Source organism: Halobiforma lacisalsi AJ5 (assembly GCF_000226975.2).
Lineage (GTDB): Archaea > Halobacteriota > Halobacteria > Halobacteriales > Natrialbaceae > Natronobacterium > Natronobacterium lacisalsi.
Map to the genome: position 1 here is coordinate 1,422,565 of NZ_CP019285.1, position 25,893 is coordinate 1,448,457.

The window sequence follows — 25,893 nt, forward strand, 5'->3', positions numbered from 1 at the left end:
GTTACGAGAGCGCGCGTTCGACCGCGTCGGCCACGCTTCGTGCTTTTTCCGCGAGTTCCTCCGAGACGAGCCCTTCGTCCACCGCGGCCTCGAGTTCGTCGGCGTCGACGATCTCGACGGCGCCGTCCGGCGTCCGGATCACGTCGACGTAGAGGTCGACGTACCGCACCGCATCGGGGAACAGTTCCACCGGCGTACAGACGTTGACGTACGTCCCTTTCGTCTCGCCGGCGGCCGACTTGTACGTCGTCGGGTACCACCACCGCCCCTCGCGGAACTTCGTGACCGCGACGTCGCCCTCCTCCTTGGGCGTCCCCAGCGCGTCGTAGGTCCCGCCGCCGCGCATCGATCGCTCGAGGGTGATCGAGCCGTCGGCGTCCCACTCGGTGACCTCGCCATAGCCCAGCGAGATCCGGCGGCCGTCGGGCTTGCCGTGACCGATCTCGAGGCGGTCGCCGCTCGTCGGGCCGAACTGGCGGGAGACGGCGTCGAAGGGAAACGCGGTTTCCCCGTCGGCGCCGGACGCGCCGACCGCCTCCGCGAAGTCGACGGCCGCGCTCGCGGCCCGATCGGCCGCCTTGATCCGGTGGTGACCGGGCATCGTCGTCTCGACCGTGCGGCGGTGGTCGTCCAGGGCGAACCGAGACTCGCGGCCGAACCAGCACCACGCGGTCCGGCGCGGCGCGGCGATCCGTCCGGGTTCGCCGGGTTCGTCCGGCGCGTCTCCGATCGCCGCCTCGAGGTCCTCGGCGCGGTCGACGGCGCGGTCGACGGCTGCCTCCATCGCCTCGAGATCGGCGTCGGCCGCCGCGCGCTTCCAGCGCAGGCCCCACCCCTCGGGGATCGACGTCGAGAGCAGGTCCGTCATGCCGACGAGTTCGGTTCCGGTTTCGCCGCTCGCGGCCGCCGAGACGCCCGTTCGGTCCCGCGAGAGCGTACAGAGGCCGCCCCCGACCGCGAGGGTCGGCCGGACGCGCGGTTCGTCGCCGTCCCAGGGTGGCGTCGGTTCGTCGACCTGGACGCGGTACCGGTCGCCCTCGCCGACGTAGCCGTCGACGTCGTCGTACTTGAGATAGCCCCGCCGGCCGTCGCCCAGGTCGACGACCGCGCCGCTCCCGCCGCCGGCCTCGAGCACTTCGGCGTCGAAAACCGCGCCGCGTGGCGTCTCGTCGTCCCAGCGGAACGTGTCGATCGCGAGCCCCTCGAGTGCCGCGAGAACCCGCTCGAGGTCGTCGGGCGCGCCCGAGACCTCGATCCCCTGCCTGTCCCGGGTCGTCTCGATCCGGACGTCGGCGGGAACGGCCGCGAACGGGTCGTCGAACCGCTCCTCGATGGGGTCGGATGCCTGGACGACCTCGATCAGAGCGTTTTCGCTTTCGCTGCCACTCCCGTCGCTGTCTTCGAGTAGTTTGGTGAGCGCTGTCGTGTAGATGCCGCGGACGCGTACTGTGGTTCGGGTCATTGTCGTGTCATAGTGGATTCGGGTCGGTTCGCTCCGCCACCGTCCGGCCGAACCGTCCGTGGCCGGGTCCGGGACGGTCGCCGTCGCCGGTCGGAACCGCCGATCGATCGTCGACCGAGTGCCGAAACGCGAACCGGCGTTCGTACACGTCGGTTCGCCCACCGGGCCTTTGTGGATTCCGAGTTTCGGCGACCGTCCGGGTCGCCCGTCCTTTTCGCTCGGCATACGTTCGTCCCGCGCTGACTCTCGCCCAACGCTTACCGTTCAGGAGCGATAGCTAGCGGGTATGGAACGCAGGCGCGATCCGGTCGAGCGGGCCGACGACGGCTCGAGCGACCTCTACGACGTCTCGACGTGGGAACCGAGATCGACGGTGGATCTGCTCGCGTACGCCCTCTACAACGGGATCAGCTACGGGTTACAGACGATCGTCCTTCTCGTCGCGGCGGTGATCACGCTCGCCTTGCTCGTCCAGCCGGCAGTGCTCGTCCTCGAGGACCCCCTGCTGGGTGCCTTCTTCGGTCTGTCGATCGTCCCCGCAGCCCTGCTGGCGGCGTTTATCTGGCGGACCGACATCACGAGCGAGGAACCGCTGACGCTGCTCGTGGCGACGTTCGTGCTGGCGATCCTCTTTGCGACGTTCGCCGCGCTCATCAATTCGGTCATGCGCCCGCGGTTCCAGGCGCTGTCACTGATCGGTCCCGTGCTCTTCTTCTATCTGATCGTCGGCCCCGTTGAGGAGGCGGTCAAACTGCTCGCCGTCCGGGTCTTCGCCTACCGGAGCGACACGTTCGACGCCGTCGTCGACGGCGCGGTCTACGGCGCGGTCGCCGGCCTCGGGTTCGCCGCGATCGAGAACGCGATCTACATCTCCGGGACCGTCGCCGAGGCCGAAGCGGGCCTGTTTGCGGCCGCGACCGGGATCACCACCGTCCGCGCGCTCGCGGGTCCGGGACACGTCATTTACTCGGCGATCGCGGGCTACTATCTCGGCCTCGCGAAGTTCAACCCGCAACACGCCGGCCCCATCGTCGCGAAGGGGCTGCTCGTGGCTGCATTCGTCCACGCCACCTACAACACGACGGTCGGGATCGTCCCCGGAATCGCCGCCGAACTCACCGCGCTCGGCCCCGACGCCGCGCTCGTCAGCTACATGATCGTCTTCGACGCCGCGGTCGGCTACTATCTCTACCGGAAGATCGCCCGGTATCGCCGCCGGTACCGCGACGCCGAGGCCGACGTTCCCGATTCGCCGTCGCCGGAACTCACCGAGTTCGATCCGCCGCGACGCCGTCGCTGGGAGCGGTAGCTCCCCCCGTCGTCCGATCGACGAGTTCGAATCAGCGCTGACTTCCTCGAATTCAGGACAGTTTCCCCGAAATATATATCCGTTCCCGACGAACCCGCGGACATGGTCGCACTCATCGGTTCGCTGATCGCGTTCGTCGTCGCGTTGCTCGTCGGCGGTCTGGCGATCTACCTCGGCGCGTCGACCGTCGTCGGCTCCGACGACTACTCACACGCTGTCTGGACGGCCCTGTTCGGTGCGATCGCGTGGGCCCTGACCGCGTGGATCCCGCTTTTCGGCCCGCTGATCGCGCTGGTCGCCTGGGTCTGGGTGATCAACTGGCGCTACCCCGGCGGCTGGACCGACGCCGCGGTCATCGGGCTCGTCGCCTGGGTCGCGGCGCTCGCGATCCTGTTCGTCCTCAACCTCTTCGGTCTCGGTATCGGTGCGTTCGGCGTTCCCGGGCTCTGATCCCCCGCCCGCCTCACTCGAAGCGCGCCTCGAGCAGTCGCTCGACGTATTTCGAGAGGACGTCGACCTCGAGGTGAACCGGATCGCCGGGTTCCTTCTCGGAGAGCGTCGTGAGTTCGTATGTCGCCGGGATGATCGCGACGGTGACGCTCGCGGCCCCAGCATCGGAGTCGGCGGTGTCTCCGCTCTCGAAGTCGGCGACGGTGAGGCTGATACCGTCCAGCGTGATCGATCCCTTCTCGACGACGTACCGTTCGTAGCCCGCCGGAAGCTCGAATTCGAAGAACCAGTCCTCGTCGACGGACTCGATCCCCGTGACCGTCGCCACCGCGTCGACGTGACCCTGGACCACGTGGCCGTCGAACCGCCCGTCGGCCGGCATCGCCCGCTCGAGGTTGACCCCCTCGCCTTCCTCGAGGTCGCCCAGGTAGGTCCGTTCGACCGTCTCGGTCGCCAGGAAGACCTCGAACCAGTTGCCGTCCTCGAACCGCTCGACCGTGAGACACGCGCCGCTGACACTGATGCTCTGGCCGTGCTCGAGTCCCGTCGCGACTTCGTCCGCGCCGATACGGAGCCGCAGTCCGTCCTCGGTCCGTTCGCGGCCGACGATCTCGCCGGTCTCCTCGACGATTCCCGTGAACATGCTCTAGTCGAACGTGGCACGCTCGGGGCAAAGCCGTTCCGTTCCGCTCCGTTCCAGCAACCCCGCGACGGCGACGAACGCAACGCCTTTTGAGGTGGACCCGAAGAGTGAGTGCAATGGATGCGGACCCGAATCCGGGCCCGGACGATCGAGTCTACTACGTCGTCAGCGATCTCCACATCGGCGGCGACGAGCAACTCGAGGAGGCCGCGTTCCTCGGTGAGTTCCTGGAGTTCCTCGAGCGTCTCGAGCGGACCGACGAGGACGCCGAATTGATCATCAACGGCGACGCGTTCGGCCTCTGGGAGTTCACGACGGTCGAGGGGATCGAGAAGTTCGACGTCCTCGAGGAGACGTATCCGGAGCTGTTCGAACAGCTCCGGGCGACGGGCGAGAACGTACAGATTACGCTGTTGCCGGGCAACCACGACCACGAACTCGCGGCCTACGACGAGTACGTCGACCGCCTGGCCGAGTACAACGTGGAGTTGCTCCCCGAACAGTCGATCTCCCGGCGGATCGGCGACCAGGTGATCCACTTCGAGCACGGCCATCAACGCGATCCGAACAACCGGATCGAGGACTGGGGCAACCCCCACGCGACGCCGCTCGGCTACTACTACAATACCCTCGTTACGAGCCGTGCGGGCAAACTCTCCGACCGCGGCCGGTACAACTGGCTGAAGGACGTCCAGGCGGTCACGCCGACCGAGCGGATGCCGGTCTGGCTGTTCTCGAAGTACTTCTACCGGGAGATGAACCCGGTGCTGCGGTACTCGCTGGTTCCCTTTCTCCTGCTTTTCAATATCAGCGCCATCCTCGCCGTCCTGGCAGGCCTGGACGTGGCCGGCGTCTGGTCGATGCCGATCGACCGGACCGCGTCCTTTCTCGGCCAGTTCGGGCGGGCCGGGACCGCGGCGTGGTTCTTCCTCTCGCTCAACGTGACCGTCGCCGGCCTGCTCGTCCTCGTCGGCATTCCGTTGTATTTCATCCGCCGGGACGTCAGGCAGACGATCGATCGGTTCGGTATCTTCGAGACCGAACTCACCGTCGATCCCGAAATCCCCTACGTGGAGGCCGCTCGTGAGGTCTTCGACGAGCAACCGGAGACGACGATCTTCTGCTACGGGCACACCCACCGTCCGGGAATCCGGGAACTCGAGGGCGGGATCATGGTCAACAGCGGCACGTGGCTCAAGCGCCTTCATCGCCGGGACGGGATCATCGGCATCCTGCCGCCGGTGTTTTACCCGTCCTACCAGCTCGCGGCGGTGCGGATCGAGCCGGTCGATGCGTCCGCCGAGCGATCGGAGCCGGCGACCGACGCCGCTTCCGATGCCTCGGGCGTCGCCGTCGAGTTCGAGCGGATCAGGAAGCCCAGCCCTGCGACGGAGGAACTCACCCGGACCGAGCGGTTCTTTACGGTCGGGCGGGAGCCCGAACCCGACCTGCCCGACCGCCACGTCGTCGAGTCGCCGTCCGAGCGGACGGCAGCGACCGTCGAAACGAGCGACTGACTCTGCCGGACAAAACGATGCACACACACCGATCGCACTCGAGACGCCGTCACGTTCCGGGACAGGCGTCGAGACGCGATCGGGTGTGTACTGACTTTTGTCCAGTAGTATGAGACGGCTCGTCGTAGCGTTTTACCGGGGGTTGCCGTCCCGTCGGAGCGATCACCCGTAACGAACCACAACGGAGCGTACGACGCGGCGCGGTTCGCGTCGCTCGAGGTCGTCCCGATGTCGTCCCCGGTCGCTGCCCTTTTTACTGCGTCGAGCGTACCCGACTCGACGTGGCAGGTATCATCGATACGGTCAAACTCGCGGGCGTGCTCGTCCTCGCGCTCCCCGCGGCGATGGCGGGGGTCGAACTCCTCGTCGTCCGGGGGCGTACGGGTCCTGGAGCGGCCCTGCTCTTTCTCGCCGTCGGGCTCGTGGTCGTCCAGCAGCGGTTGACGACGCCCGGCGACGTCCCCGAACTCGTCGTGAAACGGATCGGATCCGGACTCCTCGATGACGGTGATCCGTCCGACGGGGACCAACGCCACGACCCAAAAAAGAACGACGAGCGGTAGTTCGAGCGGTCGGAACTCAGAACTCCCGTTCCGGCGATTCGAGCAGTGCCGTCGGCTCGAGCGAGCGGGACGGTGCGGCGAGCCACTCGGCGGGGTCGGGTTTGTCCTCGCACCGGCCGTCGCCGACTTCTACCGCGGCATCGATCCGGACGACTGCGCCCGGTTCGATCTCCGTTCCCGGGGCGAGCGGCCGCTCCGCTGGTTCCAGGCCGACACCGGTGGCCCGGGTCTCGACCGCGCCGTCCTCGCCGAACGCACGGATCTCGGCCTCGAGGTCACCCTCGACTGCGGCGACGGTCTCGGGGCCGGCGGTGAGCATCGCCCGCGTGGAGCCGAACGCCTGTGTCAGGGCGACATGGGTGCGCCGTTCCCGGCCGCCATCGCTGTCAACGACGACGGTTCGAGCGAGCGCGCCGTAGTAGCCATCGGGATCGCGGGGGGCGACGGCGACGACGATCGGTTCGCCGGGCCGGAGTCGGCCGTCGCCGGGCACGGAAATCGTGGTGTTGCCGACCGGGAATCCGCCCGCGGCGGTGATTCCCTCGTCGACCGCAGTTCGGAGTCGGTCGTCCGTCAGCGGCTCCGGCGACTCGTCTTCGCCCTCGAGAACGAGCCGATCGTCCTCGACCGTCGTCGCGGCGAGCAGTTCGGCTCCCCGGTGGAGCCCCGCTCGAGCGGCCCGCTGGGCGCGTTCGATGCGTGCACGCTCGGCGTCGGTCTTTTTCGCCCGGGCGCGCTCGAGGGCGTCCGTCGAGGCGAGGCCGAACCCGCGTTGCTCGAGGTAGAGTGCAGCGTCGTGGGGGATGCTCGCGGGCGTCAGTACCGTCGGCTCCGCGGGACCGACGTTCACGTTCGGGTCGACGACAGCCGCGAGCGCGTCGGCCAGCCGTGCCGCCGGATGCCGGTCCGACGGGGCGCTCGGGCGTTCGCTCTCGAGGTGCCACTCCTCGCCGTCGTAGCCGATCGCGTAGGTGGATCGCCCGCGGGCGGGGTCATGGTCGTGATCGTGGTCGTGGTCGTCGTCCTCGATCGAGGCGAGCGCGGCCACAGAGTACCGGACCCCCGGATCGCGGTCGGTCCCGGCGTGGACGAACGCCGCCGCGTTGCGGGACTCGAGACGGTCGTCGAGGATCGACTCGAGGGCGTCGGCGCCGACATCGTTCTCCCGACTCGGTGGAGTCCGACGACTGTCCGCGTCGGCTCGTGGCGTCCCGTCGGTCACGGTTACGGCGCTTCGGCCTCGACTTCCTCGCCTTCCCCGTCGCCTTCGTCCGCCAGCGGCTGCTGGGCCTCCTCGATCAGTTCCTCGAGGGTCGCGTCGGTGAGTCGGCCGTTGAGCAACACGTCGATCGGCAGCGTCGGCGCGCCGTCGACGAGGTTCTCGAGCAGGACGAGCCGTTCGCGGGCACGGGACATGCCGACGTAGAAGACGCGCCGTTCGTTGTCCGTGAGGACGGGAACCGGCGAGGTGGACTTGGTGAACTCCTCGACGCCGGGGACGTCCTCGGGGTCGTCGACCGTCGCGACCATCTGCTCGACGACCTTCTCCGTGAGGTCGGTGCCGACGATGACGTGGTCGGCTTCGCGGCCCTTCGCGGAGTGGATCGTGCCAACGCGGACCCGGTCGGTGTCCATCCCGACGTACTCGCCGATGCCGAAGTACGAGCGAATGCTCTTCTTCTGGAAGTTGGTCACCTTCCGGACCATGTCGGCCGCGGAGGCCGGGTCGGGCATGAACGGGACGTGGTCCTCGACGACCTCGGCGGGGATCAGCAGTTCCTGGAGGTCTTCGATGCCGGTCTCCTCCTGGCGTTCGTCGATTTCGTCGAAGAGGTCGTCGCGCTCCTCGGTGCCGAACGCCGACTCCTGGAGCATGTCGGCGAGTCGGCGGGCCTGCAGGCCGGTGACGTCGTCGCCGCGATCGATCGCCTCGACCGCGCGGACGTACTGGGTGAGTCGGTCGGTCCACATCCGCTGGTCCGTCAGCGACGTGAACGGGATCCCTTCGGTGATGAACTCGTCGATGAACTGGAACATCTGGTAGCGGGCCCGGAACAGGACCATGATCGTCCCGTCGGGGTCCTCGACCAGCGTCCGCCGAACCATCCGGACCACGTCGAGCATGGAGGCGTTCCGGCGGGCCTCGACCGCGCCGCCCTCCTTGCGGGGCTTGAGGTCCTTGTCCTGACGCTTGTCGATGTGACGGATTTCCTTGTTGACGGCGTTGAGGACGTTCGAGGGCAGTCGGTAGGAGTTAGGGAGAATGACGTCCTCGTCGACGCCCTCCTCGAGCAGCAAGGCGGGGTCGGCACCCTGCCAGGAGTAGACGACCTGGTCGTCGTCGCCGGCGATCAGCACCTGGTCCATGTGGGGTTTCCACTCGTCGTAGACGTCGTACTGCAGGGTGGTGATGTCCTGGAACTCGTCGATCACCAGGTAGTCGACGCTCGGGAGCAGCGAGCGCTGTCGCACGCGCTCTAACATGTCCGCGAAGCCGATCTTGCCCTCCTCGCCCTTGTAGGAGCGCCAGGCGCGGATCGCTTCGGGGACGTCGATCCGGTCGTCGTCGCTGGGCCAGGTCGGGGTGTACTTGTTGCCCTCCTGGGCGTTGGGGTCGATCTCCGGCGGGAGTCGAACCTCCTCCTCGTCCCACTGGAAGGGGACGTCGTACCAGTCGGCGACGTCGCGGCGGGTCCGCTGGAGCCACTGACTGGTCGCGATGACCTTGTTTCCGATGGTCGTCGAGCGGGCAGTCCGGCGACCAGCGCCGGAGTACTCGTCCTCGAACTCGAGACCGTACTGTTCGCAGAACTCCTCTTTCTCGGTTTCGCCGATGACGTCGCTTCGGGAGAGATCCAGCAGATCGTACGCCTTGGCGTGCATCGTACAGACGTTGCCCTGCAGCGCACGGGGGCTCTCACCGAGCCGATCGGCGAGTCGTTCGCGAACCTCCTGTGCGGCCGCTCGCGTGTACGAGACGACGAGGATATCCCGGAACGTGACGCCGTCCTGCTCGAGGATTTCTTCGACGTGGTCGAGAAGCGCGGTCGTCTTCCCGCTTCCCGGACCACCGAACAGCCGGGTCACCTTCGTCTCCGTGGTAGCCATTGTAGCCATTCAGGAGCGCGATACTCATAAGTGACGTGGGTTTTCGACGACGGGAACGGACCGTTGACGGGCGGTTCAGGGCGTCAGGGGTTTCGCGGGGAGCGAGCGGTTCGGACCTCGGCGCCGTCTCGGATCTTGTCTTGGCAGTCCGGACAGACGCGCGGGTCGTCGACGCCTCGCGGCGTGAACACCCGCGCGTACGCGTCGGTCACGAACGAACCGCAGTTCTGGCATTCCGGCATATCTCCTCACCGCTACTGTTTGCAATTAATACACTATAGTTATGTCGAATGTTCGGGGCGAAAACTGTCGCGGCACCGCTCGTCGGTGGAGGAAAACGATGGGAAGAGCCGCCTACGCCGTCGGTTCCCAGCCGCAAACTGTACACAGCGTCGCCGAGTCCTCGTGGAGGCCGCCACACTCCGGACACTGCTTCTTGTTATACTCCTGTTCCCACCCTACTCGTTCGACCGTGTGACCGCGGTCAGTGAGGAACTGATCGAAGACGTCGTCACCGGCGTCGTTGGGTGAGGTACCCATAGGTGTGTCAATGCACACCACAGTAATAAATCGTAGGGTTACCTCCAGATCCTACCTCAGAGTTTCCGACAGGTAAGGTGCCGTACTCGTCAGGACCGGGGGATTCCCGGCGTCGAATCGGGGAGCGTGCCGACCCTCGAGTTTTTGCCGGTCTCGCTCCAACGTAGGCGTATGACGGATCTGCGCCTCGACGCGACGCAACTCGATCGGTACTCGAGACACGTAATCATGGACGAGGTCGGGCCCGAAGGCCAGAAACGGCTGCTCGAGGGGTCGGTGCTGGTCGTCGGCGCGGGCGGGCTCGGGTCGCCGGCGATCCAGTACCTCGCGGCCGCCGGGGTCGGCCGGATCGGCATCGTCGACGACGACGTCGTCGAGCGGTCGAACCTGCAGCGCCAGATCGTTCACGGCGACGCCGACGTCGGCCGGCCGAAAGTCGAGAGCGCGGCCGACTACGTGGCGGCGCTGAACCCCGACGTCGACATCGAGACCCACGAGGTACGGCTCACACCCGAAAACGTCGGCGACCTCGTCGCCGACTACGACGTCGTCCTCGACGCCAGCGACAACTTCGCGACGCGGTACCTGCTCAACGACCACTGCGTGCTCACCGAGACGCCGCTGTCCCACGGCGCGATCTATCGCTTCGAGGGGCAGGTGACGACGTTCACCAACGAGCGCACCGGCGAGGACGACCCGCCGTGTTACCGCTGTATCTTCCCCGAAGCCCCCGAACCGGGCACCGTCCCCGATTGCGCGACGACCGGCGTCCTCGGCGTCCTCCCGGGTACCGTCGGCTGCATCCAGGCCACCGAGGTCGTCAAGTACCTGCTCGGGAAGGGCGACCCCCTCGAGGGCCGCCTGCTCATGTACGACGCGATGGACATGAGCTTCGAGGAGGTCCCCGTCCGGCCCAACCCGGACTGTCCCGTCTGTGGCGACGACCCCGAGATCGAGTCCGTCTCGGACGTGGCCTACGAGGGGACCTGCGAGATCTCGGCGGACTGAGCCACGGGCCGAACGAGGACGGAGGAACCGATCACCTCGTCGTCACTCCGCCGGGCCGTCGCGGCCGCTCGCGGATGCCGTTACCAGCGCCGCGGTGTCGGCTAACTCGAGGTCCATGCGCGGATCGACCACGGCGAGACGCATAGTTTCGACCCTGCGACGGCCGCGGCGCTCGTGGACGGTCGTGGACTGTCGTTGGCGATCGAGCCTACTCCTGGTGGCGGACCCGGACCATCCCGTCCGAAGTAACGCCGACGATCAGGGGCGTCGAAACCTCCCGTCCCGTGATCGCTGAGCCGGCAGCGTCGCTGACTGCCTTCATCAGGTCGGGCGCGGTGTAGTCGACCTTGACGCCGGCCTCGTCGCAGGCCTCGTAGACCCGGTTCGGCACGTCGTAGAGGTCGGTCCCCTCCGGGACGCGGACACGGACCGGCGCGCGAAGCGCCTCCGCGAACCCGACGGTTTCGCGGGCCTTCTCGAGGTTTTCGCGGGCGCTGGCCTCGATCGAGGAGACGTTCGCACGCGAGGTACCCAGCTCGTCGGCGATGTCGGCCTGCGAGATGTCTCGTTCGCGCAGGGCCAGCACCTGGGCCTGTCGATACGTGAGGACGCTCGATTCGGGTTCGAACCCGATGTCGTCGAGCAGTTCGTCGACTTCATCGAGCACGACGGTCACCCCCGGCTCCGGTTCCGGTTCCGGCTTCCGTCCGGATCGAGCCCGGTCGGACTCGGACGTTCATATCCAAGTACTAGCAGGCGACGGGATGAAAGCTTCCCCGATCCGACCGCGACCGAGTCGATACTCGAGCCGTCACGAACGATATCGGGAGGGACACGGGAGAACGTGCGGAAACGTCGAGCTCGAAAGCGAAAGCGCGCGAGGAGGAAAGCGAGGCTCCGTCGATCCCGGCCTATGCCGTCGCACGGCTCAGCCCAGGAGGTACCGGAGCTTGGGGTAGCGGTCGATCAGCTTCTCGCCGCCGACCTGGATGCGCTCGAGGTAGGCGTCGAGGCCGGCGATACGGCCCGCTGCGAACGCGCCGAGCGCGAGGAACGCGACGGCGTAGATCAGCGTCGAGTCGAACAGCGCGAGCCACTCACCTTCCCAGCCGCCGAGGTAGAAGGCGGTCATCTGCATCGCGCCGCCGAGTGCTGCCAGGCGGACGAACGCGCCGGCGATCAGCGCGACGCCGATCAGCACCTGCGTCGCGGGCACGACGACGTTGATGACCTCCATCAGCGCGGGGTTGGCGGCCATCGCGCCGTAGAGTCCGCTCACGGGGCTCGCGGGGTCGACGTGGGCGAGGTAGCCACTGGCGTCGAACGGCCAGTCGGAGACCTTCCCCAGGCCCGCAAACAGGATCATCCCACCCATCACGAACCGCAGTGCGACCACGAACCACGCGCTCAGGGCGTGCGGTTCGCCGGTGAGGGTAATCCCACCGTAGCGGCTTTCGAGTCGGTTTGGAGTTGTAGTGGACATCGTCTGTCACCTCTTACAGGTAGAGGTAGGACGGTCGTATACTTGAACGCGGATCCTGGTTCCCGCCGCTCAGGAGATGTTCCGACCGTTCGGGAATCGGGTGCGAATATGTTCGCCCAATTTATACTGCCGGCGGCTGCGCGACGACGTTTACGTCCGTCGGCGTCGTACGGGCGGTATGGTCACGACCATCTCGCCCGACCGGCTCGCGGAGCTGATCGACGGGGACGAGGAGTTCGCGCTCGTCGATACGCGCCCGGCGGAGAGTTACGAGGCCTGGCGCGTTCCCGGGGCCAGACACTTCCAGTTCGGCCCCGAGGAGGACCTCGAGGAGAACGGGCAACTCGAGGACCTGCGCGAGGTCGTCGGGGACGCCGACCGGGTGATCGCCATCTGCGCGAAAGGGCTCTCGTCCGGCAACCTGGCAACGCAACTCGAGTCGGCGACCGACGAGTTCGACGCCCAGGCCGTCGACGGCGGGATGAAAGGGTGGAGCGGCGTCTACGATCGTGCCTCGATCGACGTCGACGACGGGCTGACGGTCGTTCAGGTCCAGCGTCGCGCGAAGGGCTGTCTCGGCTACGTGGTCGGCTGTGAACGCACGGGCGAGGCGGTCGTCGTCGATCCGACCGCCGACGGCGACGAGTTCGCGGTCGCCGCGGAGGAGGCCGGCCTCTCGATCGAGGGGGTGATCGACACCCACGTCCACGCCGATCACGCGTCCGGCGGGCGGGAACTCGCCGACGACCTCGGGGTCCCCTACTACCTCGGCGAGCGTGCCACGGAGCGCGACGTCGAGGTCGAGTTCACGCCCCTCGAGCGCAACGAGGTGCTCGCGGTGGGTGACCGCGAGGTGAAGGCGCTGGCCGCGCCGGGCCACACCAGCGAGATGATCAACCTGCTGGTCGACGACCGGGCGCTGTTGACCGCGGACACGCTGCACGTCGACTCGACGGGGCGGACGGAACTCGAGTTCAGCGCAGACGAAGGGGAGGAGGGCGCGGAGATGCTCTACGAGACGCTCCACCGGACGATCCTCGCCGAACCCGAGTCGGTCGTCGTCCTCCCCGGCCACGTCACCGTCACCGAGTCGGGGGAGTTCGCCCACGGCTCGCCCGGCGAACCGATCACGACGACGATCAGGGACGCCCGGACTGAGATCGACCTGCTCGACCTCGAGCGCGAGGCGTTCGTCGAGCGGATGGCCGACGCCGGGGAGAAGCCGGCCAACTACGAGGAGATCATCGACCGCAATCGGGGTGCGCTCGAAATCGCACCGGAGGAACGGGTCGAACTCGAGATGGGGCCGAACAACTGCTCGGCCTGATCGGAGCCCGACGAGACCGGGACGGCGGGACGGTCTCGAGGCCCGTCCGATTTTATAAAAACCTCACACGTCACGGCGACCGTCAGGCCGGGGAAGCCGGTTCGCGTAGTTCCGATTGCATCCCCAGTTGTGCCAGCTCCCAGTCGAGATATTCACGGAGGCCGTCTTCCACGGGCCGGTGTTCGATCCCGAGTTCACGTCGGGCTCTCGAGTTGTCGACGAGCACTTCGCCGCTGTCGAAGAACGCCAGCAGTTCGCTTTCGAACCCCTCGGGAGGCCGGGTAACGAGTTCGGCGACGGAGACGACACGGCTCAACGCGCCGAAAACCGCGCTCGGCACCGCTCGCGGCGCTGGAATCCCCGTCAACTCCTCTACGATCCCGAATATGTCGGGGACGCTCCTGGGTTCGCCCGAGAGTATGTACTCCTCCCCGGGAGCTCCCTCGTCCATCGCCCGGACCAGGTTCGCGGCCGTGTCCTCGACGTAGCTCCAGGGAAGCGTGAAGTCGTTCGGAATCATGGGAAGCTCCTGTTTGAGGTGGCCCCGGAACGCAGTCCGGGGTGTGCCGCCGTAGGCCTTGTCACCGGGTCCGTAGATCGCGCCGAGCGTGGCGATTACGACCGGGAGTCCGTCGTCGATCATCGGTTCCGCGACCTCGTAGTGGGCGCGCCATTTCGTGCGCTGGTACACGGAGGGAAACGAGTTCGGCGACCGGTAGGACTCGTCGACGTACTCGCCGCCAGTATCGCCGTACACGCCGGCGGTGCTAACGTAGACGCCTTTCGGTACGTCGTACTCGTCGAGCAGTTCCAGCACGTTCCGCGTTCCCTTGACGTTGACCCGCTCGGCTTTCTCTTCGTTCCACGGGCCCGGCCCGACCTGGTACCAGGCGGCGAGGTGGAAGACACCGTCGGCCCCGTCTATCGCGTTTCGCAGGCCCTCTTTCTCCGTGACGTCCCCCTCAACGACCGTGACGGATTCGGGGAGGTGCTCGGCGTTCGACTCGTCGCGGGTGACCGCAGTCACCGCGTGTCCGTCGTCCACGAGGCGCTCGACGAGGGAGGTCCCGATGAACCCCGTCGCACCAGTGATGACGTACCCCATATACTGTCCCGTGTTAACAAACAGCATAAGACTTCGTGCTTTTCGGGCAAACCGTTCGGTTTCCTAATCCGACCTCGAGTAGTCGTCGCCCGGAAGGGACCACGCGTAGCTATCGGACCAGCGGTCGGTTCGCACGCGCAGGGATCGGACTCCCTCCCGTCTCACCACCATTTCGGGAGAACCGACCGTGACCTCACTCTGGAGTCCGGGGGAGCCGTTCCCCCGTCTCACCGCGAGTAGGTCTCGAGGCGAACGATCCGTCCCTCCTCGAGTTCGAAGAAGTCGGCGAACTCGAACAGTTCGTCGGCGTCGCCTGGCCCTGCGGCCTCGAGGACGCGACCGCGGGCGGCGACTGCCGCCTCGTCGTTGGCAACGACCGAGCACAACTCGTGGCGCGTGTCCGGGTTCGGTCGTTCCTCGCGCATGAACCGGACGAACGAGGCCCGGTCCTCGAAGGTCCTGTCGGGTCTTCGCTGGACGAACTCGGGCGCAAGCACCGACTCGAGCGCCTCGTAGTCGTGGTCGTCGAGCGCGTCGTAGTACCGCCGAACGAGGGCAACCGGGTCCATACGCGGGAGGTTTCGGGCGGAGTGCCAAAAGCGTGGTACTCGCCCGACGCCCTATTATCGCGACGGTTACAGGAACTGCGTTCAGCGAACGCTTACACGACATCGCGTCGTGTGTAAACCTATGGCAACAGCCGACGACTTCCACGAGGCCGTCCCGCTCGCGGACCTCGAGGAGAGCGGCCGCGAACTGACGAGCGTCGACGGGGTACCGATCGCCCTCTTCCACCACGAAGGGGAGGTCAGGGCGGTGAACAACCGCTGTCCCCACATGGGGTTCCCGCTCGTCGAGGGCACCGTCGACGACGGGATCCTCACCTGCCACTGGCACCACGCCCGGTTCGAACTCTCCTGTGGCGACACGTTCGACCCGTGGGCCGACGACGTCCAGACCTACCCCGTTGAGGTGCGCGACGGAACCGTCTACGTGAACCCGAACCCGGTCCGGGAGCTGCCGCCCGAGGAGCACTGGGCCGACCGCCTCGAGACGGGGCTCGAGGAGAACCTGCGGCTGGTCGTCGCGAAGTCGACCATCGGCCTCCTCGACGCCGGCGTCGACTACCGCGAGCCGACCGCGCGAACCCTCGAGTTCGGCACCAAGTATCGGGACGCCGGCTGGGGTCGCGGGCTCACCGTCCTCGGCTGTATGGCGAACGTGATCGACGACCTCGAGGAGAGGGACCGAAAGCGGGCGCTGTACACCGGTGTCCGGTACGTCGCGAACGACTGCGCCGGCGAGACGCCGAACTTCGACCAGCCGTCGCTGTCGACCGACGACGTCGGTTTCGACCGGCTCAAGTCCTGGTTTCGCGACTGCGTCGAGTTGCGCGACGCCGACGGCGCGGAACGCTGCCTGCGGACCGCCGTCGAGTCGGGCCGTTCGGAGGCCGAACTCGCGGAGATGGTCTTCGCGGCCGCGACGGATCACCCCTACCTCTCGGCCGGCCACGTCCTCGACTTCGCGAACACGGCCTTCGAGACGCTCGAACACGTCGGTGCCGAACACACCGCGGACGCCCTCGCGAGCCTCGTCGAGCCGCTCGTCACCGCCGACCGCAGCAACGAGCAGTCGGCGTGGCGACAGCCCGTCGACCTGGTCGCGCTCCTCGAGGACGTCTACGGCGGCGACGTCACCGAGACGAACGGGCTCGAGGAACTCGCTCGCGAAGGGGACCGCGGGTCGTGGTCGCCCCCGGCCGACTTCCAGGCGACGCTGCTGGGGGACGACCCCGAGGCGATCGTCGACGCCCTGGCCGACGCAGTCCGGGCGGGCGCGACGACCGAGGACCTCGCCGCGGAGGTCGCTCACGCAGCCGCGACCCGGGTCGCGCAGTTCGGTACGGGGAACGAGTTCGGCGACTGGGACACCGTCCACCACACGTTCACCTACGCCAACGCGGTCCAGGGGGCGACCCGCCGAACCGACGCGATCGAACTCTACCGGGCCGTCTTCGACGCCGCCGTGAGCGTCTACCTCGATCGGTTCCTCAACACGCCGCCCGCGCGGGTTCCCGAGCCCGGGGAGGACACCGGCCGCGACCCGGACGCCATTCGCGAGGACCTACTCGAGACGTTTGACGCGGACGGGGAGGTCAACCGTGCGGGTCGGCTGGTCGGGGAGTTCTTCGACTGCGGCGGCGACCCGGCGGCGCTGAAGCGGACGCTCGGGCACGGACTGCTGCGCGAGGACGCCGACTTCCACACCCTCCAGAACGTCGAGGCGGCGTTCCGGCGGTTCGACCTGGTCGAGGAGCGCCGATCCGAGGGCGAGAAACGGGAAGGCGTCGACCTCGATCGGCGCCGCCGGATCCCGCTGATCGCGACGGCTCGGTACATGGCCGCCCACTTCCCGACGCGACGGGAGGCAGAACAGACGTTCTCGATCGCGACGCGGCTCGGGCGGGGCGAACGGATCCACGAGTGATCCACGGGGGAGCGGGTTAGTCGCGTCCGCCCATCGACTGCCTTTTTTCCGCCCCGCCCGTACGGCCCCGCGTGGAGTGTCACGTCTACTACGAGGGGGACGACGACCCCGAGAAGTGCACCGCGCGCCGCCTCGAGCAGTTCGACGAGGCGATCCTCTACCGGAAGATGTCGCAGGTGCCCTACGGCGTCGTCCTCAACCCCCACGCCGACCGGGCGCTCTCGCCGGCCGACGCGGAGGAGGGGCTGGGCACGCTGGTCGCGCTCGACTGTTCCTGGGAGTCCGCGGAGGCGGCCTCGTTCCGGATGAACGGCGTCCACCGCGCGCTGCCCTTCCTCGTCGCCGCGAACCCGGTCAATTACGGCCGGCCGTTCCAGCTGACCACCGTCGAGGCGCTGGCCGGCGCCTGTTGTATCTTCGGCGAGCGGGACCGCGCCGAGGAACTGCTCGAGCCGTTCCGCTGGGGCGAGACCTTCCTGACGCTCAACGAGGAGCCGCTTCGCCGGTACAGCGAGTGTGCGGACTCGAGCGAGGTCGTCGCGGTGCAGGAGGAGTATCTGGCCGACCCCGACGAGGGCGAAAGCGAGACCGTGGACGACGATGCCGTCCCGGAGTGACCGCTCGGCGGTCGCACAATCACAGCGGTTATATGCACGTCCCCCCAACGGGGCGATATGCCAAGCTTCGACGCCGCCGAGAACCGGTCGCTCGAGAAGATGATCTGCATGCGCTGTAACGCCCGCAACCCGAAGCGAGCCGACTCTTGCCGGAAGTGTGGCTACGGGAACCTCCGCCCCAAGGCGAAAGAACCCCGCGCAGCGTAACGCGACTCGAGTACTCGAGACACCTTCGTTCTGGGACGGCGTTCCGTCCCGCTTCTCCCTTGCGTCGAAGCGGTCGGACCGCCGGTCGTCGCGCCCCTACGTATCGTTTGCACGTCGGTTCTCGCCGGCGTGACCGCCCGAGGGCAGTCGATTCTCGGTCGCGACCAATAGCCAATGCCGTTTAGTACTTCGATTAGAAACAACCACTCGCTTCCGGTGACGGAAGCAGCGTGTGGGGAGCGGTTCGGTAGGTGGTGGTCTCCCCACCGCACACCTTGCGGTGCGTCCTCACGTTGGCACAGTTCCTACTTAGGAGTGGGTGATTCCCGCGAGCGCGACGGGTACTATTCGACCGACGGGACCGGTACGATCCGTCGGCCCCGACCGGCCGCACCGGCCGCGTCACTCGTCGGGGTACTTGGGCTCGCGTTGCTCCGCGCGCTCGAGCGCGGTTTCGACGACGTCGCGGACGTCCCCGTGGAAGACCTCGCCGTGGCCTGCGTACATGTGCTCGACGCCGGCGGACTCGCCTCCCTCGTCCCCCGAGGGCATGCGCTCGAGCAGGTCCCGAATGCTCTCGATGAGCCGTTCGCGGGACTGGCCGGCCATGTCCGTGCGGCCGAAGCTGCCGTAGTCGAACGCGCCGTCGTCGTGGACGACTACGTCGCCGGAGAACAGCGTCGTCTCGGAGACGAACGAGACGTGGTCGTCGGCGTGGCCGGGCGTGTAGACCACGTCGAACTCCTCGTCGCCGATCCGGACCGAGTCGCCGTCCTCGAGCGCGTGGGTCCGTGCCGGATGGTCGCCGTAGGCGTAGACGTCGGGATCGAATGCCTCGAGGACGGCCTCGAGTTGGGCGACGTGATCGCTGTGCTGGTGTGTCAGGACGACCGCATCGAGGTCGTCGACGTGCCTGTGGATGACGTCGACGACGCCCTCGTACGCGCCGACGTCGACGAGCGTGACGGTATCGCCGACCGCCAGGAAGGCGTTGCAGGTGAACGTCTCGGCTTCGTCGGTGACGTGGTACACGTCCATATCGGGGGTCTCGTCGGCCGCGAGTAAAATCCTGGCGTCGGCGCCGCCAGTACGCGGAATTTCCGCTGAGCGATCGGTAGCGGCCCCGATGGACACAACCATGGAATTTTTCACCTCCAAACGCATAGGGCTACCTGTATGGGATTCGGGAGTTACGACGAATCCGAACAACAGGAGGTCGACGCTGATTTTGACGACGACGACGCCGTTCAGTCATCGGAAACCGACCACAACGGAACGATCGAGTTCGAGAACGGAGCTTCCAGCGACGAACTCTTGGATCGCCTCAAGGAGATCAAGGACGACGAGTCCTGACGGTGATAGCTAACCCCCGCCGTCGGTGCCGGTCTCGGTCCCGGCGCCGATTCCGGTGGCGATACCGATGAAAGCCGGGGTGCGGGCACTCGGCGTCGCGGAGTCCTATCGCGACGGCGCGACACGGAGTACGCTCGCCGCCGCCGTCGTCCGCGCCGACCGCGTCGTGGACGGCCTCGCCTACGACTCCTGTACCGTCGGCGGCACCGACGCGACCGACGCGGTCGTCTCGCTGCTTGCCGACCTGGACCGTCCCGACGCCCGGTACGTGTTGCTCGGTGCCGTCGCCCCGGCCTGGTACAACGTTCTCGAGTTGTCGCGGATCCGCGAGGCCGCCGACCGGCCCGTGATCGCCGTCACCTTCGAGGCGAGCGACGGTCTCGAGACCGGGATTCGCGACGCATTCTCGGGTGAAGAGCGTCGCCGACGCCTCGAGCGGTATCGCTCGCTGTCGCCCCGCCGAGAACTGTCGGTCAACGACGAGACGGTGTACGTCCGGGCCAGCGGCCTCGAGGCCGAGCGGGTCGACGAGGTGGTACGTGCGTTCACGCCCGAGGGCGGCCGTCCGGAGCCGATCCGGGTGGCCAGCCTCGCGGCGCGGGCGGCGGACGGGTACCGCCAGAGAAGCGGGGAAGAGTCCTCGGGCGGCGAGTCCGAATAGTCCGATCGCGACCTCGAGCGGGCGCGTGTAACCGACTTACGCCGACCGCCGCTCGAGCGCCGCCACGCCGAGAAGCCCGCCAGTCACGAGGACGAACGCGACCAGCGACAGCCGCGGAATCGTGAAGACGCCGAGGCCGCGCCAGTAGACGGAGCCACAGCCGCCGCCGACCCCGCAGGTCGTGCCCGACGAACCGGTCGCCTGGATCAGGACGTGGTACGCCGCGACGAGGAGTCCAACCCCCGAGAGGGGGAGGGCGGTCTTCCACGTTCCTGCGCGGTCCTCGAGGGCGGCGACGCCGAGGACGACCGTGAGCGGGTACATACAGATCCGCTGGTACCAGCACAGGTCGCAGGGCGGATACCCCCGGATCTCGCCGAAGTAGAGGCTCCCGAGGGTTGCGACGGCCGCGACGACGGCGGTGACAGCGAGGAAGCGACGACGCATACGGTCGCGTGGGTGCGACGGCGGGTTCAATCGTTCGGTCCCGACAAACGGAAAAACGTAGGTGCCCCTCGGCTGAGCACCCACCATGGGAACGATGGAGGATCTCCGGGTCACCGAGTGCACGCAGTGTCCGAAACTCGTCGACTGTCGGAGTCGGATCGTCAACGGCACCGGCCCCGAGGACGCCGACGTGCTCTTCGTCGGCGAGGGGCCGGGCGCACAGGAAGACGAGCAGGGCGAGCCGTTCGTCGGCCGCAGCGGCTCCGTGCTCGACGACCAACTCCGGATCGCCGGCCTCGACCGCGAGACGATTCGGATCACCAACTGCGTGCGCTGTCGCCCGCCGGAGAACCGCGACCCGACAACGGAAGAACTCGAGAACTGTCGGGGATACCTCGAGACCGAGATCGAGCGGCTCGACCCCGAGGTGATCGTCACGCTCGGGAAGGTGCCGAGCGAGCACCTGCTGGACCGTTCGGTCGCCGTGACGAAGGAGGCGGGAACGATCGAGGACGTCCGCATCCGGGGCTCGCCGTACCGACTGCTGATCTGTGTTCACCCGGCGGCGACGCTGTACGACCGCAGCCAGGAGGAGACGTTCGCGGAGACGATCGAGCGGGCCGCCGACCTCGCCGGCGCGGACGGCAGCGAGGGCGGGCAGACGCGGCTCGACGGCTTTTGACCGGTCCGTGCGCCGTACAGCGGTGGATCGTCGGCGAAGGTTTCGATCGCCGGCAGTCAGTTGAACCGCCCGGCCGCCCCAGGACGACCATGACCGATCTCACGCTTGCCGACGTCGAACGGAGCCTCGAGCGAGCAACCGACCTCGAGACCGAGGAGGCCGTTGCCGTGTTGCGGAGCGCCCGCGAGGACCTCGAGGCACTGGGGAACGATCCCGACGTCGACGAGACGCGCCGCCGGGAACTCGGGGACACGCTCGACCAGCGCATCCGGGAAGTCGAGAACCGCGACGCCTACCGGGGAGAACTCGGCGCGGCGATGAACCCGGACGAGGACGACGCTCCCTGAATACGCGGCGAGGAGTTCGCGGCTCCTGTCACTTCCGGAAAACGGTAACCACGACGTACGGCCGCCGTCGAACGGGGCCGTCAGTCGCTCTCTCCGGCGGTCACTCGAAACCGCTCGTTGGATCCCGAAACGGTAGGTTCGGTTTTTGCGCGACTCGTCGCTAAGCCCTCATTATGAGCGGACCGAGTCGACGACGGGTGCTGTACGGAGCCTCGAGTGGTGCGGTCTGTGTCGGGGTCGCCGGCGCGCTCGCGCGGAGACGACGGCGGGAGCACGGTAGAGACGGAGCGGACTCCGGTTCGGACGAGTTCGAACCGCTCGAGTCGACGGACCAAGAGGTAGACTCCGGCCCCAGTCCGGACCTCGAGGTATCGATCGCCGACACGTCGTCGCCGGTCGGCGCGGGCGACCGCCTGCGGGTCGTCGCCGAGATAACGAACCGGGGAACGGCCGACCTCCGCACTCGGGTCGAGTTTCTCGTCGGCCACGACGCCGAACGCGTCGGACGACGGGAGATGCCGGTCGCGGCCGGCGAGACGCGGACCGCCCGGTTCGACTTCTACACGTATCCGGTGCCGACCGACGACGAGTTCCCGGTCGGCGTGGCGATCGAAGGCGACATCGCCGAGACCACCGTCGGCGTGATCGGCGCGTCGGAGCTTCCGACCGCGCGCCCCGACCCGGAGATTTCGATCCGCGAGGGAACGGAGGTGCTCTTCGAGGCCGGGGCCTTCGAGCCAGACGAACGGCAGACGACCGTCTGGTGGGTCGATGGCGAGCGCGTCGGCAGCCCTGTCGGGGGCCCGTGGGAGGCGGCGTACTACGGGGAGTTCGACGCCCACTACCACCGGGAGACGTTCGAGGAGACGGGCACCCACGAGGTGGCCGCAGCCGTCGTTCCGGCGGACGACGATGAGGAGACCTACGCCGCCCGGTGGGCGGTCGAGGTCGCCGAGGACGGGCACCCGTCGCCGACCGTCGAGCCGCTCCGGCCGGACGGGGACACCGTCTCGGTCACACGAGGCGAGTCCGTCGAGTTCGAACTCGAGGCGACCCGCGAGGACGGCGGACTGGATCGCGTCGTCTGGTGGCTCACGCAGGCCGATACGATCCTCGGCGTCACCGACCTCGAGGGCGAGACCGACACCGCGCGGCTGGCGACGGACTCGCTCTGTCACACCTGCCGGGTCCTTCCGTGGGTGATCTGTGAGGACGGCACCGTCGCCAGCCCCGAGTCAGCGTGGGTGATCGACGAGGTTCGCGAACGGTCGGCGGGCGAGATGGCGGTCTCGATCCGCGGGACGAATTCGCCGGTTCCGGCCGGCGACACCCTCGAGGTGATCGTCGACCTCGAGAACACGGGACCGGAGTACCGCGAGGACGAACTCGAACTGATCGTGGGCCACGACCCCGAGCACGTGGACACGCAACCGGTCTCGCTCGAGGCCGGCGCGACGGGCGCGGCGACGCTCGAGTTCGAGACCTACCCCGTCCGGCAGGACCAGCGATTCCCCGTGCGGGTCGTCGGCGCGGACGACGAAGCCGAGACGGTCGTCGAGGTCGTGGCCTGAACGGTTGGGAATCGGGATAGTTCGGAACGATAATACGACGGGCGGGCGACCGCTCGTCCATGTCGACTTCCGGTCCCTTCTTCGACGACAGCGGCACGCTCGACGACGATCGACTGTTCTACGAACTGGTTCCGATCGCGAAACTCGTCGCGCTGTTCGGCGCGGTCGCGGCCGTCCCCTTCCTGCTGGCGGCCGCATCCGGTGCCCTCCTGTTCACGCTGCTCTCGCAGTTCGTCCTCGCCGTCGGGAGCGGCGTCGTCCTGCTCCACGTCGTGGTTCGGGGGGTCGAACTCGCCGACGAGTAGCAGTAGCATCTCTCGAGAACGGCCATGGAACGTGTCTCCCTGTTCACCGATCGATAGTCAACTGCTCCTTCCGGAGGCCAGAATCCGTTTGGGAGCGGTCCGCCGGGTGATCGACGACCTGTTCGAGAAACGGTCGCAGTTCGTCGAACCGAGGTCCTCTCGTGACGACGCCGGCGGCTCGATACCATTCGACGAAGCCGTATTCAGCGAGGGCCGGGAGGTGAACGCAGTGCAGGCGAAGAAGCGTCTCGTCCACCCCCGGCAGGTCTCGAGAGCGGGACAGGTGTTCCTCGAGAAGCCGCTCGTTCGCCTCGATCACGTCCCGAGACGCGTCGGATAACTCCGCTACCGGTTGCAAATCGTGTTTCAGTAACCCGACTAACACCTCTCGCCGCTGTGCGTCCGCTAACGCGTCGAAAACGTCGTCTCTCTTGCTCATACTGTCCACCTCTCTCAATCGACGTCCTCCAAATCATTAATCCACATACATTTTCACGACAACCGTGGTTTTGATTAAGTGAGTGACTGATCCGCGGCGACGGTCGGTCGACGAGCGAACGGCCCGAAACACGCGACCGATCAGACGGCGCGGTTCGGCCGAACCCCCTCCCTTTTATTCCGGTGCCGTGCGCAGTGGCCCCTATGCGAATCGCACTACTCGGCGGCACTGGCGATATCGGCGAAGGGCTCGCGCTGCGCTTCGCTCGAGACACGGACCACGAGATCCTCGTCGGCTCCCGCGACCCCGAGAAGGCCCGGGATGCGGTCGAGGAGTACGAGGCAACCCTCTCCGAGCACGGCGTCGACGCGGACCTGAAGGGGTTCGCAAACGAGATGGCAGCCGACCGGGCGGACGTGGTCGTGCTCTCGGTGCCGCCTTACTACGTCGGTGACACCGTCGATGCGGTCGCGGACAGGCTAGACGAGGACACGATCCTGGTCACGCCCGCGGTCGGCATGCAGGGCGACGAGGACGGGATGCACTACCACCCGCCGGGTGCGGGCAGCGTAACGGAACTGGTCGCCCAGCGCGCGCCCGACGAGGTCCCGGTGGTCGGCGCGTTCCACAACCTCGCGGCCGGCAAGCTGGCCGATCTCGAGGTCGAGTTCGACCTCGATACGCTGCTGGTCGCCGACGACGCGGACGCGAAGAAACGCGTCCGGGACCTCACGAACGAGATCGAGGGCCTGCGCCCGCTCGACGCCGGTCCGCTCGCGAACGCGGCGGAGGTCGAGAGCGTCACGCCGCTGGTCATCAACATCGCTCGGTACAACGACGACCTGGAGGACGTGGGCGCGAAGTGGGTCTGATCGCGGCGCTCGCCCTGTACCTGTACCCGTACCCGTATCCGTATCCGTATCCGTCGGGAACGGGCGTCGTGTCCCCTCCTAAGTACTCGAGCCGACGGCTCGAGAACCGAAAGCGGAGATGGGGACCGTAAGCCGGCACCCCCTTGGTGAGAGAAGTCGGGCGGCTGGACCGATCCGAAACGGCGCTTACGCGCCGGCTTCTTCGAGCGCGTCCTCGAGGTCCTCGCGCTGGGTGACGCCGACGAAGCGTTCGACGATACCGTCGTCGTTCTCGATGATCAGCGTCGGCAGGGAACGGACCTGATACTCGTTGGCCACGTCCTGCTGTTCGTCGACGTTTACCTTCTCGACTTCGAAGCGGCCCTCCCAGTCCTCCTCGAGTTCCTCGAGGATCGGGTCCTGGGTTTTGCAGGGGCCACACCAGTCCGCGTAGAAGTCCTTGAGCGTGACAGTCATGCGGTCATCGCTACGTAGCTACCGGCCGCGCATAAGGGTTTCCCAGTCGTGATCGGTTGCCGCTGTATCGCCACGATTCTCGGGACGACCGCCAGCAGGGGCCGCCGTGGTCGGCAGTCGCAACGGCCGGCGTTCGTTCCCACTCGCTGATCATTCGCCTCGGTTCTTTATACGTGTCCGTCGAATTTCACGGTATGTACCGACATATCCTGGTGCCGACCGACGGCAGCGATCCCGCCACGCGGGCGGTCGAACAGGGGATCGAACTGGCGGACCGGTTCGATGCCACGCTGCACGTCCTCTTCGCCGCCGACGTCGACGAGCGGACGCCCCTGGATCTCTCGGGGAGTCAGCCGGTCGAATCGGTACGCGAACACGGCCGACAACTGGTCGAGGGCGTCGCCGAACGCGCCCCGGACTCCGTCGCCGTGACGACGAGCGTCGAGGACGGCGACCCGCGGGAGGTCATCCTCGAGTACATCGACGACAACGCGATCGACGTCGCCGTCATGGGGACCCACGGTCGCCGCGGGATCGACCGACTCCTACTCGGCAGCGTGACCGAGCACGTGATGCGCAACGCGGACTGTTCCGTCCTCGTCACCCGGGCCGACGAGCACGAGGAACCCGTCGGCGACGCCGCCGCCGCAGTCGACGTCGCCCGGGAAGCCCTCGCGGACGCCGAGGGGATCGACGTCGCCGACCTCGACATCGAGGACGATCCCCACGAGATGGGTGGCTACTGGATCGTCCACGCGGAAAACGACGATCGGGCGTTCAACGTCCACATCTCCCGGGCAACCGGAACGACACGTATCGCCGAACTGCGGGGAGAGTGACCGCAGCGGCGCTGACGCCTCCCCGCGCTGCCCTCCCGTTTTCCGAGATCCAGACGTCGGGCGGGGACTCGCCGGCGCCCCGTCGGTTTGGA

Annotated in this window: 31 protein-coding genes; 17 read left to right on the top strand and 14 right to left on the bottom strand. The window is 67.4% G+C overall.

Going from position 1 to position 25,893, the window contains the following annotated elements; all coding sequences use genetic code 11:
• Window position 1: 1 nt before the first annotated feature.
• Complete coding sequence (locus CHINAEXTREME_RS06715) at window positions 2-1,462, bottom strand: DUF402 domain-containing protein (protein ID WP_029601499.1); 1,461 nt, start codon at window positions 1,460-1,462, stop codon at window positions 2-4.
• A 286-nt stretch (window positions 1,463-1,748) separates the two neighbouring features.
• On the opposite strand from CHINAEXTREME_RS06715, the gene CHINAEXTREME_RS06720 reads away from it, so the two are divergent.
• The gene (locus CHINAEXTREME_RS06720; RefSeq protein ID WP_007140316.1) at window positions 1,749-2,771 is read left to right on the top strand and encodes a PrsW family intramembrane metalloprotease; all 1,023 of its coding nucleotides are present in this window, start codon (window positions 1,749-1,751) and stop codon (window positions 2,769-2,771) included.
• Window positions 2,772-2,873: 102 nt separating this feature from the next.
• On the top strand, window positions 2,874-3,221 hold the full coding sequence (locus CHINAEXTREME_RS06725; RefSeq protein ID WP_007140315.1) for a hypothetical protein: 348 nt from the start codon (window positions 2,874-2,876) through the stop codon (window positions 3,219-3,221).
• A gap of 13 nt (window positions 3,222-3,234) precedes the next feature.
• Here CHINAEXTREME_RS06725 and CHINAEXTREME_RS06730 read toward each other — a convergent pair whose 3' ends face one another.
• Entirely contained in the window at window positions 3,235-3,864 is a 630-nt protein-coding gene (locus CHINAEXTREME_RS06730) for a riboflavin synthase (RefSeq protein ID WP_007140314.1), read from the bottom strand.
• A gap of 116 nt (window positions 3,865-3,980) precedes the next feature.
• Between CHINAEXTREME_RS06730 and CHINAEXTREME_RS06735 the strand changes: the two genes are divergently transcribed.
• On the top strand, window positions 3,981-5,381 hold the full coding sequence (locus tag CHINAEXTREME_RS06735; RefSeq protein ID WP_007140313.1) for a metallophosphoesterase: 1,401 nt from the start codon (window positions 3,981-3,983) through the stop codon (window positions 5,379-5,381).
• 281 nt (window positions 5,382-5,662) lie between these two features.
• The gene (locus CHINAEXTREME_RS06740) at window positions 5,663-5,944 is read left to right on the top strand and encodes a DUF7533 family protein (protein ID WP_007140312.1); all 282 of its coding nucleotides are present in this window, start codon (window positions 5,663-5,665) and stop codon (window positions 5,942-5,944) included.
• Window positions 5,945-5,960: 16 nt separating this feature from the next.
• Here CHINAEXTREME_RS06740 and CHINAEXTREME_RS06745 read toward each other — a convergent pair whose 3' ends face one another.
• The 4 genes from CHINAEXTREME_RS06745 to CHINAEXTREME_RS06755 all read right to left on the bottom strand — a co-directional run bounded on the left by CHINAEXTREME_RS06745 (window position 5,961) and on the right by CHINAEXTREME_RS06755 (window position 9,592).
• Window positions 5,961-7,166 carry a M24 family metallopeptidase gene (locus CHINAEXTREME_RS06745; protein ID WP_076738705.1) on the bottom strand — a complete coding sequence of 402 codons (1,206 nt, stop codon included), beginning with the start codon at window positions 7,164-7,166 and terminating at the stop codon, window positions 5,961-5,963.
• A gap of 2 nt (window positions 7,167-7,168) precedes the next feature.
• The gene (locus CHINAEXTREME_RS06750; protein ID WP_007140310.1) at window positions 7,169-9,052 is read right to left on the bottom strand and encodes a UvrD-helicase domain-containing protein; all 1,884 of its coding nucleotides are present in this window, start codon (window positions 9,050-9,052) and stop codon (window positions 7,169-7,171) included.
• An 83-nt stretch (window positions 9,053-9,135) separates the two neighbouring features.
• Window positions 9,136-9,294 carry a DUF7563 family protein gene (locus CHINAEXTREME_RS21805; protein ID WP_007140309.1) on the bottom strand — a complete coding sequence of 53 codons (159 nt, stop codon included), beginning with the start codon at window positions 9,292-9,294 and terminating at the stop codon, window positions 9,136-9,138.
• Window positions 9,295-9,406: 112 nt separating this feature from the next.
• Window positions 9,407-9,592, bottom strand: a complete 186-nt coding sequence (locus CHINAEXTREME_RS06755; RefSeq protein WP_007140308.1) for an HVO_0416 family zinc finger protein — start codon at window positions 9,590-9,592, stop codon at window positions 9,407-9,409.
• Between the two features lie 171 nt (window positions 9,593-9,763).
• Here CHINAEXTREME_RS06755 and ubaA point away from each other — a divergent pair, with 171 nt between their 5' ends.
• On the top strand, window positions 9,764-10,600 hold the full coding sequence (gene ubaA / locus CHINAEXTREME_RS06760; RefSeq protein WP_007140307.1) for an SAMP-activating enzyme E1: 837 nt from the start codon (window positions 9,764-9,766) through the stop codon (window positions 10,598-10,600).
• Window positions 10,601-10,808: 208 nt separating this feature from the next.
• On the opposite strand, the gene CHINAEXTREME_RS06765 is transcribed toward ubaA, so the two are convergent.
• The gene (locus tag CHINAEXTREME_RS06765) at window positions 10,809-11,267 is read right to left on the bottom strand and encodes a Tfx family DNA-binding protein (protein ID WP_029601500.1); all 459 of its coding nucleotides are present in this window, start codon (window positions 11,265-11,267) and stop codon (window positions 10,809-10,811) included.
• A gap of 261 nt (window positions 11,268-11,528) precedes the next feature.
• The gene (locus tag CHINAEXTREME_RS06770) at window positions 11,529-12,083 is read right to left on the bottom strand and encodes a DoxX family membrane protein (protein ID WP_007140305.1); all 555 of its coding nucleotides are present in this window, start codon (window positions 12,081-12,083) and stop codon (window positions 11,529-11,531) included.
• A 178-nt stretch (window positions 12,084-12,261) separates the two neighbouring features.
• On the opposite strand from CHINAEXTREME_RS06770, the gene CHINAEXTREME_RS06775 reads away from it, so the two are divergent.
• The gene (locus CHINAEXTREME_RS06775; RefSeq protein WP_007140304.1) at window positions 12,262-13,410 is read left to right on the top strand and encodes an MBL fold metallo-hydrolase; all 1,149 of its coding nucleotides are present in this window, start codon (window positions 12,262-12,264) and stop codon (window positions 13,408-13,410) included.
• A gap of 82 nt (window positions 13,411-13,492) precedes the next feature.
• On the opposite strand, the gene CHINAEXTREME_RS06780 is transcribed toward CHINAEXTREME_RS06775, so the two are convergent.
• Together CHINAEXTREME_RS06780 and CHINAEXTREME_RS06785 are read right to left on the bottom strand one after the other, a co-directional pair.
• Complete coding sequence (locus tag CHINAEXTREME_RS06780) at window positions 13,493-14,515, bottom strand: NAD-dependent epimerase/dehydratase family protein (RefSeq protein WP_007140303.1); 1,023 nt, start codon at window positions 14,513-14,515, stop codon at window positions 13,493-13,495.
• A gap of 227 nt (window positions 14,516-14,742) precedes the next feature.
• On the bottom strand, window positions 14,743-15,084 hold the full coding sequence (locus CHINAEXTREME_RS06785; protein WP_007140302.1) for a nuclear transport factor 2 family protein: 342 nt from the start codon (window positions 15,082-15,084) through the stop codon (window positions 14,743-14,745).
• 121 nt (window positions 15,085-15,205) lie between these two features.
• Here CHINAEXTREME_RS06785 and CHINAEXTREME_RS06790 point away from each other — a divergent pair, with 121 nt between their 5' ends.
• The 3 genes from CHINAEXTREME_RS06790 (at window position 15,206) to CHINAEXTREME_RS06800 (ending at window position 17,829) form a co-directional block, all read left to right on the top strand.
• A complete protein-coding gene (locus CHINAEXTREME_RS06790) occupies window positions 15,206-17,005 on the top strand; it encodes a Rieske (2Fe-2S) protein (protein WP_007140301.1) in 1,800 nt (599 codons plus the stop codon).
• 71 nt (window positions 17,006-17,076) lie between these two features.
• Window positions 17,077-17,622, top strand: coding sequence for a DUF367 family protein (locus CHINAEXTREME_RS06795; RefSeq protein WP_007140300.1), 546 nt, complete (start codon window positions 17,077-17,079; stop codon window positions 17,620-17,622).
• 57 nt (window positions 17,623-17,679) lie between these two features.
• On the top strand, window positions 17,680-17,829 hold the full coding sequence (locus tag CHINAEXTREME_RS06800; protein WP_007140299.1) for a 50S ribosomal protein L40e: 150 nt from the start codon (window positions 17,680-17,682) through the stop codon (window positions 17,827-17,829).
• A gap of 402 nt (window positions 17,830-18,231) precedes the next feature.
• Here CHINAEXTREME_RS06800 and CHINAEXTREME_RS06805 read toward each other — a convergent pair whose 3' ends face one another.
• Window positions 18,232-18,867 carry an MBL fold metallo-hydrolase gene (locus CHINAEXTREME_RS06805; RefSeq protein WP_007140298.1) on the bottom strand — a complete coding sequence of 212 codons (636 nt, stop codon included), beginning with the start codon at window positions 18,865-18,867 and terminating at the stop codon, window positions 18,232-18,234.
• A 138-nt stretch (window positions 18,868-19,005) separates the two neighbouring features.
• Between CHINAEXTREME_RS06805 and CHINAEXTREME_RS06810 the strand changes: the two genes are divergently transcribed.
• A complete protein-coding gene (locus tag CHINAEXTREME_RS06810) occupies window positions 19,006-19,182 on the top strand; it encodes a DUF5786 family protein (protein WP_007140297.1) in 177 nt (58 codons plus the stop codon).
• 67 nt (window positions 19,183-19,249) lie between these two features.
• Window positions 19,250-19,843 (top strand): endonuclease dU, encoded by a 594-nt coding sequence (locus CHINAEXTREME_RS06815; protein WP_007140296.1) that lies wholly within the window; start codon window positions 19,250-19,252, stop codon window positions 19,841-19,843.
• Window positions 19,844-19,879: 36 nt separating this feature from the next.
• On the opposite strand, the gene CHINAEXTREME_RS06820 is transcribed toward CHINAEXTREME_RS06815, so the two are convergent.
• Window positions 19,880-20,290 carry a disulfide bond formation protein B gene (locus tag CHINAEXTREME_RS06820; RefSeq protein ID WP_007140295.1) on the bottom strand — a complete coding sequence of 137 codons (411 nt, stop codon included), beginning with the start codon at window positions 20,288-20,290 and terminating at the stop codon, window positions 19,880-19,882.
• Between the two features lie 85 nt (window positions 20,291-20,375).
• Here CHINAEXTREME_RS06820 and CHINAEXTREME_RS06825 point away from each other — a divergent pair, with 85 nt between their 5' ends.
• From CHINAEXTREME_RS06825 to CHINAEXTREME_RS06840, 4 genes are all read left to right on the top strand, one after another.
• Window positions 20,376-20,972, top strand: a complete 597-nt coding sequence (locus tag CHINAEXTREME_RS06825) for a uracil-DNA glycosylase (protein WP_007140294.1) — start codon at window positions 20,376-20,378, stop codon at window positions 20,970-20,972.
• An 89-nt stretch (window positions 20,973-21,061) separates the two neighbouring features.
• On the top strand, window positions 21,062-21,319 hold the full coding sequence (locus tag CHINAEXTREME_RS06830) for a hypothetical protein (RefSeq protein ID WP_007140293.1): 258 nt from the start codon (window positions 21,062-21,064) through the stop codon (window positions 21,317-21,319).
• A 173-nt stretch (window positions 21,320-21,492) separates the two neighbouring features.
• Window positions 21,493-22,890, top strand: coding sequence for a hypothetical protein (locus CHINAEXTREME_RS06835; protein ID WP_029601501.1), 1,398 nt, complete (start codon window positions 21,493-21,495; stop codon window positions 22,888-22,890).
• Window positions 22,891-22,949: 59 nt separating this feature from the next.
• Window positions 22,950-23,195 (top strand): hypothetical protein, encoded by a 246-nt coding sequence (locus tag CHINAEXTREME_RS06840; RefSeq protein WP_007140291.1) that lies wholly within the window; start codon window positions 22,950-22,952, stop codon window positions 23,193-23,195.
• Window positions 23,196-23,238: 43 nt separating this feature from the next.
• Here the strand turns inward: CHINAEXTREME_RS06840 and CHINAEXTREME_RS22605 are convergent, their stop codons facing one another.
• Window positions 23,239-23,634: a DUF7344 domain-containing protein gene (locus CHINAEXTREME_RS22605; RefSeq protein ID WP_007140290.1), complete on the bottom strand. Its 396-nt coding sequence runs from the start codon at window positions 23,632-23,634 to the stop codon at window positions 23,239-23,241.
• Window positions 23,635-23,837: 203 nt separating this feature from the next.
• On the opposite strand from CHINAEXTREME_RS22605, the gene npdG reads away from it, so the two are divergent.
• Entirely contained in the window at window positions 23,838-24,506 is a 669-nt protein-coding gene (gene npdG / locus CHINAEXTREME_RS06850) for an NADPH-dependent F420 reductase (protein ID WP_007140289.1), read from the top strand.
• A gap of 186 nt (window positions 24,507-24,692) precedes the next feature.
• On the opposite strand, the gene CHINAEXTREME_RS06855 is transcribed toward npdG, so the two are convergent.
• Complete coding sequence (locus CHINAEXTREME_RS06855; RefSeq protein WP_006673733.1) at window positions 24,693-24,962, bottom strand: thioredoxin family protein; 270 nt, start codon at window positions 24,960-24,962, stop codon at window positions 24,693-24,695.
• Window positions 24,963-25,156: 194 nt separating this feature from the next.
• Here CHINAEXTREME_RS06855 and CHINAEXTREME_RS06860 point away from each other — a divergent pair, with 194 nt between their 5' ends.
• Complete coding sequence (locus CHINAEXTREME_RS06860; protein ID WP_007140288.1) at window positions 25,157-25,801, top strand: universal stress protein; 645 nt, start codon at window positions 25,157-25,159, stop codon at window positions 25,799-25,801.
• The last annotated feature ends 92 nt before the right edge of the window (window positions 25,802-25,893 follow it).

Coding starts and splice junctions, on each gene's coding strand:
- CHINAEXTREME_RS06715 (WP_029601499.1), bottom strand. CDS start 1,462: ATGACCCGAACCACAGTACGCGTCCGCGGCATCTACACGACAGCGCTC.
- CHINAEXTREME_RS06720 (WP_007140316.1), top strand. CDS start 1,749: ATGGAACGCAGGCGCGATCCGGTCGAGCGGGCCGACGACGGCTCGAGC.
- CHINAEXTREME_RS06725 (WP_007140315.1), top strand. CDS start 2,874: ATGGTCGCACTCATCGGTTCGCTGATCGCGTTCGTCGTCGCGTTGCTC.
- CHINAEXTREME_RS06730 (WP_007140314.1), bottom strand. CDS start 3,864: ATGTTCACGGGAATCGTCGAGGAGACCGGCGAGATCGTCGGCCGCGAA.
- CHINAEXTREME_RS06735 (WP_007140313.1), top strand. CDS start 3,981: ATGGATGCGGACCCGAATCCGGGCCCGGACGATCGAGTCTACTACGTC.
- CHINAEXTREME_RS06750 (WP_007140310.1), bottom strand. CDS start 9,052: ATGGCTACCACGGAGACGAAGGTGACCCGGCTGTTCGGTGGTCCGGGA.
- CHINAEXTREME_RS21805 (WP_007140309.1), bottom strand. CDS start 9,294: ATGCCGGAATGCCAGAACTGCGGTTCGTTCGTGACCGACGCGTACGCG.
- CHINAEXTREME_RS06755 (WP_007140308.1), bottom strand. CDS start 9,592: ATGGGTACCTCACCCAACGACGCCGGTGACGACGTCTTCGATCAGTTC.
- ubaA (WP_007140307.1), top strand. CDS start 9,764: ATGACGGATCTGCGCCTCGACGCGACGCAACTCGATCGGTACTCGAGA.
- CHINAEXTREME_RS06770 (WP_007140305.1), bottom strand. CDS start 12,083: ATGTCCACTACAACTCCAAACCGACTCGAAAGCCGCTACGGTGGGATT.
- CHINAEXTREME_RS06775 (WP_007140304.1), top strand. CDS start 12,262: ATGGTCACGACCATCTCGCCCGACCGGCTCGCGGAGCTGATCGACGGG.
- CHINAEXTREME_RS06780 (WP_007140303.1), bottom strand. CDS start 14,515: ATGGGGTACGTCATCACTGGTGCGACGGGGTTCATCGGGACCTCCCTC.
- CHINAEXTREME_RS06785 (WP_007140302.1), bottom strand. CDS start 15,084: ATGGACCCGGTTGCCCTCGTTCGGCGGTACTACGACGCGCTCGACGAC.
- CHINAEXTREME_RS06790 (WP_007140301.1), top strand. CDS start 15,206: ATGGCAACAGCCGACGACTTCCACGAGGCCGTCCCGCTCGCGGACCTC.
- CHINAEXTREME_RS06800 (WP_007140299.1), top strand. CDS start 17,680: ATGCCAAGCTTCGACGCCGCCGAGAACCGGTCGCTCGAGAAGATGATC.
- CHINAEXTREME_RS06805 (WP_007140298.1), bottom strand. CDS start 18,867: ATGGACGTGTACCACGTCACCGACGAAGCCGAGACGTTCACCTGCAAC.
- CHINAEXTREME_RS06810 (WP_007140297.1), top strand. CDS start 19,006: ATGGGATTCGGGAGTTACGACGAATCCGAACAACAGGAGGTCGACGCT.
- CHINAEXTREME_RS06815 (WP_007140296.1), top strand. CDS start 19,250: ATGAAAGCCGGGGTGCGGGCACTCGGCGTCGCGGAGTCCTATCGCGAC.
- CHINAEXTREME_RS06820 (WP_007140295.1), bottom strand. CDS start 20,290: ATGCGTCGTCGCTTCCTCGCTGTCACCGCCGTCGTCGCGGCCGTCGCA.
- CHINAEXTREME_RS06825 (WP_007140294.1), top strand. CDS start 20,376: ATGGGAACGATGGAGGATCTCCGGGTCACCGAGTGCACGCAGTGTCCG.
- CHINAEXTREME_RS06830 (WP_007140293.1), top strand. CDS start 21,062: ATGACCGATCTCACGCTTGCCGACGTCGAACGGAGCCTCGAGCGAGCA.
- CHINAEXTREME_RS06835 (WP_029601501.1), top strand. CDS start 21,493: ATGAGCGGACCGAGTCGACGACGGGTGCTGTACGGAGCCTCGAGTGGT.
- CHINAEXTREME_RS06840 (WP_007140291.1), top strand. CDS start 22,950: ATGTCGACTTCCGGTCCCTTCTTCGACGACAGCGGCACGCTCGACGAC.
- CHINAEXTREME_RS22605 (WP_007140290.1), bottom strand. CDS start 23,634: ATGAGCAAGAGAGACGACGTTTTCGACGCGTTAGCGGACGCACAGCGG.
- npdG (WP_007140289.1), top strand. CDS start 23,838: ATGCGAATCGCACTACTCGGCGGCACTGGCGATATCGGCGAAGGGCTC.
- CHINAEXTREME_RS06855 (WP_006673733.1), bottom strand. CDS start 24,962: ATGACTGTCACGCTCAAGGACTTCTACGCGGACTGGTGTGGCCCCTGC.
- CHINAEXTREME_RS06860 (WP_007140288.1), top strand. CDS start 25,157: ATGTACCGACATATCCTGGTGCCGACCGACGGCAGCGATCCCGCCACG.